6 protein-coding genes, 1 tRNA gene and 1 pseudogene are annotated in these 6,000 nt (G+C 61.2%); 4 read left to right on the top strand and 4 right to left on the bottom strand.

The window, feature by feature from the left end; all coding sequences use genetic code 11:
• The 3 genes and pseudogenes from Q8K05_RS08850 to Q8K05_RS08840 all read left to right on the top strand — a co-directional run.
• A pseudogene (locus Q8K05_RS08850) lies at nucleotides 1-237 on the top strand (guanylate kinase); the annotation flags it as partial.
• Nucleotides 238-283: 46 nt separating this feature from the next.
• A complete protein-coding gene (gene rpoZ, locus Q8K05_RS08845; protein ID WP_096662930.1) occupies nucleotides 284-487 on the top strand; it encodes a DNA-directed RNA polymerase subunit omega in 204 nt (67 codons plus the stop codon).
• 110 nt (nucleotides 488-597) lie between these two features.
• Complete coding sequence (locus Q8K05_RS08840) at nucleotides 598-2,838, top strand: bifunctional (p)ppGpp synthetase/guanosine-3',5'-bis(diphosphate) 3'-pyrophosphohydrolase (RefSeq protein WP_305246262.1); 2,241 nt, start codon at nucleotides 598-600, stop codon at nucleotides 2,836-2,838.
• 9 nt (nucleotides 2,839-2,847) lie between these two features.
• Here Q8K05_RS08840 and greB read toward each other — a convergent pair whose 3' ends face one another.
• Both greB and Q8K05_RS08830 read right to left on the bottom strand, forming a co-directional pair.
• Nucleotides 2,848-3,411: a transcription elongation factor GreB gene (gene greB / locus Q8K05_RS08835; RefSeq protein ID WP_305246261.1), complete on the bottom strand. Its 564-nt coding sequence runs from the start codon at nucleotides 3,409-3,411 to the stop codon at nucleotides 2,848-2,850.
• Nucleotides 3,412-3,504: 93 nt separating this feature from the next.
• Nucleotides 3,505-3,581 (bottom strand) — tRNA-Arg (locus tag Q8K05_RS08830).
• Between the two features lie 137 nt (nucleotides 3,582-3,718).
• On the opposite strand from Q8K05_RS08830, the gene Q8K05_RS08825 reads away from it, so the two are divergent.
• Entirely contained in the window at nucleotides 3,719-5,077 is a 1,359-nt protein-coding gene (locus tag Q8K05_RS08825) for an MBL fold metallo-hydrolase RNA specificity domain-containing protein (RefSeq protein WP_305246260.1), read from the top strand.
• A gap of 24 nt (nucleotides 5,078-5,101) precedes the next feature.
• Here the strand turns inward: Q8K05_RS08825 and Q8K05_RS08820 are convergent, their stop codons facing one another.
• Nucleotides 5,102-5,572: a universal stress protein gene (locus Q8K05_RS08820; RefSeq protein WP_305246259.1), complete on the bottom strand. Its 471-nt coding sequence runs from the start codon at nucleotides 5,570-5,572 to the stop codon at nucleotides 5,102-5,104.
• A 248-nt stretch (nucleotides 5,573-5,820) separates the two neighbouring features.
• Nucleotides 5,821-5,976 carry a hypothetical protein gene (locus Q8K05_RS08815; protein ID WP_305246258.1) on the bottom strand — a complete coding sequence of 52 codons (156 nt, stop codon included), beginning with the start codon at nucleotides 5,974-5,976 and terminating at the stop codon, nucleotides 5,821-5,823.
• Between the last annotated feature and the right edge of the window lie 24 nt (nucleotides 5,977-6,000).

Here is a 6,000-nt window from a genome sequence, read left to right as displayed (position 1 = left end):
GAACTGCGTTCGCGGCTGGAACGGCGCGGCGAGGATGCGCCCGACGTGATAGACCTGCGCCTGCAAAAAGCCGCCGTCGAGATGGCTCAGGCCCGGGAATTCGACTTCGTTATAATCAACGAGTTATTTGAACGAGCCGTTTTCGACCTGAAAACCATTGTTCATGCCCAACGGCTCAAGTTTGCAGCGCAGCGACGCGCCCGTGCCGAGACCTTCAAGGCCCTGCACATCTCCTGATCTGTTGCCCCCAGTTTCACCGTTCCCATTTACCCGGAGATCCCCCATGGCCCGCATTACCGTTGAAGACTGCCTGGAAAAAATCCCGAACCGCTTCCAGCTGGTTCTGGCCGCGACCTACCGCGCCCGCATGCTCAGCCAGGGCCACGCGCCCAAGATTGAAAGCAAGAACAAGCCCGGCGTGACCGCATTGCGCGAAATCGCCGAAGGCAAAATCGGTCTGGAAATGCTGAAAAAAGTCCCGAGCTGAAGCCCTCCGCTCCCCAAAAAAGCACCGCTGCGCGGTGCTTTTTTGTTTCCGGTTGTCCCGCCAAAGACCGTGTTTCGCGAGTTTTACCGTCACCGCGATACATTTAAGGCATGAGCGCCCTGGTTTCCCCCCCTGCCCACAGCAAGTCGACCCCGGCTGCCGCGAACGCGGCCGCGGCGAGTTTTGCCGCGCTCACCGCCAAACTCGACTACCTGAGCGCGGCGGACGTTGACAGTATTCGCCAGGCCTACCGTTTCGCTGACGAAGCCCATCTCGGGCAGATCCGCAATGGCGGCCTGCCCTACATCACCCACCCGATTGCCGTTGCCCAGCAATGTGCCGAATGGAAGCTCGACGCCCAGGCCCTGATGGCGGCGCTGCTGCATGACGCCATCGAGGATTGCGGCGTCACCAAACCCGAGCTGATCGAGCGTTTCGGCGCCCCGGTGGCCGAGCTGGTGGATGGCCTCACCAAGCTGGAAAAGCTGGAATTCAACACCCGTGAGGAAAACCAGGCCGAGTCGTTCCGGAAAATGCTGCTGGCGATGGCACGCGATGTGCGGGTCATCCTGATCAAGCTCGCCGACCGCAGCCACAACATGCGCACGCTGGGCGATGTGCCACGCAACAAATGGGGCCGCATCTCGCGCGAGACCCTGGACATCTACGCACCGATTGCGCACCGCCTGGGCCTGAACACGACGTACCGGGAGCTGCAGGACCTGGCCTTCCAGCACCTCTACCCCTGGCGCTATGCCACGCTGACAAAGGCGCTGGCCCGGGCCCGAGGGCGTCGGCGTGACGTCATCAAGCGGGTGCAGGCCGAGGTGGACACGGCATTTGCCAACGCCGGCATCCAGGTCCATATCCAGGGACGTGAAAAGGCCCTTTATTCGATCTACCGCAAGATGGACGAAAAACACCTGTCTTTTGCGCAGGTGACCGACATCTACGGCTTTCGCATCATTGTTGGCGGTGTCACCGCCTGCTACACCGCGCTCGGTGTTCTGCACCAGCTCTACAAGCCGCTGCCCGGCAAGTTCAAGGACTACATCGCGATTCCCAAGGTCAACGGCTACCAGTCGCTGCACACCACGCTGGTCGGTCCCTTCGGCACCAGCATCGAGTTCCAGATGCGCACCGACGCCATGCACATCGTGGCCGAATCGGGCGTGGCCGCACACTGGCTGTACAAGGCCACCGACCCCGAGAGCGACGCATCGCAACGCCTGGGCACGCAGTGGCTACAGTCCCTGCTGGACATCCAGCACGAAACGCGGGATGCCGCCGAATTCTGGGACCACGTCAAGATCGACCTGTTTCCCGACGCCGTCTACGTTTTCACGCCAAAAAGCCAGATCATGGCCATGCCGCGCGGCGCCACGATTGTTGATTTTGCCTACGCCATCCACAGCGATGTGGGCCACCGCGCCGTCGCCGCCAAGGTCAACGGCGAGCAGGTGCCGTTGCGCTCGGAATTGCGCAACGGCGACGTGATCGAAATCATCACCGCGTCGGTGTCCAGCCCGAATCCGGCCTGGCTGGGTTTTGTGCGCACCGGCAAAGCCAGGTCGAAAATCCGCCACCACCTCAAGACCATGGCGCTGACCGAATCGCAGGACCTCGGTGAAAAAATGCTCGCCCAGGCGCTGCGGGCCGAAGGCATCGAACGCCTGCCCGACGACGACGATCTGAATCACGCCACCTGGGAAAAAATACTGCGCTTTTCCGGCAATCGCTCCCGCGCCGACCTGCTGACCGACATCGGCCTCGGAAAACGCATCGCCAGCATGGTGGCCAAACGCATCGTCACCCTGCTGGGCGAAACCGGCGAAAAACCCGACCCGCTGCTGATGAGCCGCGAGCGCTACACCGCCCATGAATCGATCTCCCAGGGCGCACTGGTGCTCGACGGCAGCGAAGGCGCGTCAGTGAAGTTTGCGACCTGTTGCCGACCCATCCCCGGCGACGACATCGTGGGTTACCTCGGCCGCGGCGAGGGCCTGGTGGTCCACACCGACGACTGCTCGGTGGCCAAAAAGCTCCAGCACCGCGACAGCGAACGTTTTATTGCGGTGGACTGGTCCGACGATCCGGCTCGCGCTTTCGAAACCGGCCTGCTGGTGACCGTCACCAGCGGCAAAGGTGTGCTGGCCCGGGTCGCCTCGGCGCTGGCCAGTGCAGAAGCCGACATCACCCATGTGGACATGGCGCAGGAGGCGGCGCAGGACGCGAGTGACCTGCGCTTCGGCGTGCAGGTGCGCGACCGCGTGCACCTGGCATCTGTCATGCGCAGCGTCAAACGCACGCCATCGGTCTTGCGCGTCCAGCGCATCAAACCGGGCGTCTGATACCAGGTCTCAGGCGCCTGCTGCGGGCGCCGGGTACTGGACCTCGACCACTTCAATGTCCTTGATCCCGGCGGGCGTGGTCAGCTTCACTTCGTCGCCGACACGGGCCTTGAGCAGCGCCCGTGCAATCGGCGAAATCCAGCTCACCTGGTTCAGCGCACTGTCGGCCTCGTCGATGCCCAGGATGGTGACCGTCTGCTCGGCACCGCCGTCATCGGCATAAGTGACGGTGGCGCCAAAAAACACCTGGTCGTTGCCGTGGTGAACAGCCGGGTCTGACACCTCGGCAATCTCCAGGCGTTTGGTCAAGAACCGGATGCGCCTGTCGATCTCGCGCAGGCGCTTCTTGCCGTAGTGGTAGTCACCGTTTTCCGACCGGTCGCCATTGCTGGCGGCCCAGTGCACAACCTCAACGATCTTGGGCCGCTCGCTATCGATCAGGTCCAGCAACTCGTCCCGCAGGCGCGCGTAGCCGCGAGGCGTGATGTAGTTCTTGCCGCCTGCAGGCAAAGGCGGCAGCGACAGGTCCTCATCGTCGTCGGTATCGGTTTCTTTGGTGAAGGCCTTGTTCATGGGCGCCTGGGGTCTGGGCTTGGAAAAACCGCGTCCGCAAGGGACATCGTAACGAAAAAGCCCTGGAACCTTTCGGTTCCAGGGCTTGACGTTTGGTGCGGCTGGCAGGAATTGAACCCACGACCCCTTGGTTCGTAGCCAAGTACTCTATCCAACTGAGCTACAGCCGCCAAGCTTCAAATTATAGCGCATTTAAATACGCTAGCAATAAACTTGCTCCAGCATTTTTCCTGAGGCTACAGATGCTCGCACTCGTGCACTTGATGCAAATCAAAACTATTGGCCGTCATGCTTACTAGACTGAGCCATGAAACTTCAGTTCCTGGGCGCAACGGACACTGTCACCGGCTCCAAGTACCTGCTGCGGCAGGGAAAATCTAGCGTCCTTGTAGATTGCGGGTTATTCCAGGGCTACAAGCAGCTGCGCCTGCGCAACTGGTCGCCACTACCGATTGATCCCGCGCACATCAATGCCGTCATCCTCACCCACGCGCACATTGATCACAGCGGCTACCTGCCTTTACTGGCCAAACAAGGATTCAAGGGCAAGGTCTACTGCAGCCCTGCAACCTTTGACCTGTGCCGCATCTTGCTGCCGGACTGCGGCTACTTGCTTGAGGAGGAAGCCGAGTACCTGAACCGGCACAAGATGTCCAAGCACTCGCCGGCCTTGCCGCTCTATACCCGCGACGATGCGCAGCGTTGTCTGGCGCTGTTTGAGCCCGTGAGCTACCGCCAGGAATGGCAGCCTGCCGAAGGCCTGAACGCCACGCTGACGCCTTCTGGCCATATACCAGGCTCCGCCTTTGTCCGGCTGGACAATGGCTTGCGTTCGATCCTGTTTTCCGGGGACATCGGTCGCCCCAATGATCTGGTACTGGCGGCTCCTTCGCCGATGGACGGTGCGGACTACCTGGTGGTCGAATCCACCTACGGCAATCGACTGCATAAAAACACTGATGCGCTGCTGGAACTGGCCGACGTGATCAACCGCACGGCAGCGCGCGGCGGCGTCGTCGTCATCCCGGCCTTTGCCGTTGGGCGCGCGCAAAGCCTTCTTTACTACATTCACCTGCTCAAAACCCAGGGTGTCATCCAAAACCTGCCGGTCTACCTCAACAGCCCGATGGCAGCCAATGCTACGCATATTTATGAGCGGAACCGTTCTGAGTTGAGGCTGACGGCGGCGCAGTGCCGGGCCCTGGCACACTCCGCGCAAATCGTGCACACGCCGGAAGAGTCGCGCCTGCTCAATGCACGGCATGGCCCCATGGTGATCATCTCCGCCAGCGGCATGGCCACCGGCGGGCGCGTGGTCCACCACCTCAAGGCGTTCGCGCCAGACAAGCGCAACACCATCTTGTTTGCAGGCTTCCAGGCCGGCGGCACACGCGGCGCCACCATCGCCGGGGGAGCATCGTCGGTGCGCATCTTCGGGGAGGATGTCCCTATCCGCGCCGAGGTGGCGATGCTCGACAGCCTGTCGGCCCATGCGGACGCCGCAGAAATCATCAGCTGGCTGCGCGGCTTCAAATCAGCGCCGCGCCAGACCTTCATCACGCATGGTGAACCGGCTGCGGCCGATGCGATGCGGCTGCGTATCGAGCGCGAGTTGCACTGGCCCTGCCACATGCCCTACTACCTCGAATCGGTTTCTTTGGACTGAACCGCCTTCATCAGCGGCCTGCAATCAGGTCGACGCAACCGCCTCGGATGCACGCACCACCAGCACCGGCACCGGCGCGTGTCGCATAATCTGCTCGGCATCACTGCCCAGCAGCATGCGCCCAATGCCGCGACGGCCGTGGGAGCCCACCACGATCAGGTCCGCTTTTGCGCGCCTGGCCTGTTCAGCCACATGGTCGCAGATACGACCCGGGCCCTCCTCGATCAGCACACAGTCCACGTTCACACCCTTGTCCAGCGCTTTTTGCTTGTCATGCGCCAGCAATTTTTCGCCGGCTACACGCATCAGCGGGATGATTTCATTGACGTAGTTCATGGGCGGCTCGAAACCATTGACGTAGCCGAGTTCGTCCACCACATGAACCAGCTGCAGCCGGGCGCCGCTCAATTGGGCCAGCCGGATGGCTTCGTCCAGCGCCCTTTCCGACGTCGGGCTTCCATCGACCGGTACGAGAATCTGGTGATAGGGGGACATGGGTGACTCCTGAATTAAATAAATGTCAGCGCAGCGCCATATTGTCCCGCGAAAACCCGACCAGGAACGGAAAGCCGTCATGGTCACATGACGCCAGCCGGCCACGAACAGGGCTTCGAAATCACACCAGCGTCTTTCAACCCTTGCGCAGGTTGAACGCGTCGAATTGATCAGATTAGCGATTCGTCTGGCTGCTGCATTTGCGCTAGATCAAACACAGCAGGTCTCGCTCCTCACAAAATTTGCGCTTAGGAAAAAAGTTTTTCGTGAGTTCCTGCGTAATCCGCTTGGCTCGGTGCTGCCGTGGTGGATGTTGCCACGGCCCAACGCACGAAAAAGCTGCGGCGCTGCCAAGAGACGCCCAGCGCGGCATCAAAAAAAACAGACTTCAGCGAAGTCGTCAATGTGCGCTGCCTTTCAGTGCCGCC

The organism is Polaromonas sp. (genome assembly GCF_030682935.1).
Taxonomy (GTDB): domain Bacteria; phylum Pseudomonadota; class Gammaproteobacteria; order Burkholderiales; family Burkholderiaceae_C; genus Polaromonas.
Note: the sequence above shows the minus strand (reverse complement) of the source record. Positions and strands in the feature narration are given on the sequence as shown.

Bases quoted from the DNA above. Each gene is read 5' to 3' on its own strand.
- Q8K05_RS08840 (WP_305246262.1), top strand. From the start codon at position 598: ATGAGCGCCCTGGTTTCCCCCCCTGCCCACAGCAAGTCGACCCCGGCT.
- Q8K05_RS08825 (WP_305246260.1), top strand. From the start codon at position 3,719: ATGAAACTTCAGTTCCTGGGCGCAACGGACACTGTCACCGGCTCCAAG.
- greB (WP_305246261.1), bottom strand. From the start codon at position 3,411: ATGAACAAGGCCTTCACCAAAGAAACCGATACCGACGACGATGAGGAC.
- rpoZ (WP_096662930.1), top strand. From the start codon at position 284: ATGGCCCGCATTACCGTTGAAGACTGCCTGGAAAAAATCCCGAACCGC.
- Q8K05_RS08820 (WP_305246259.1), bottom strand. From the start codon at position 5,572: ATGTCCCCCTATCACCAGATTCTCGTACCGGTCGATGGAAGCCCGACG.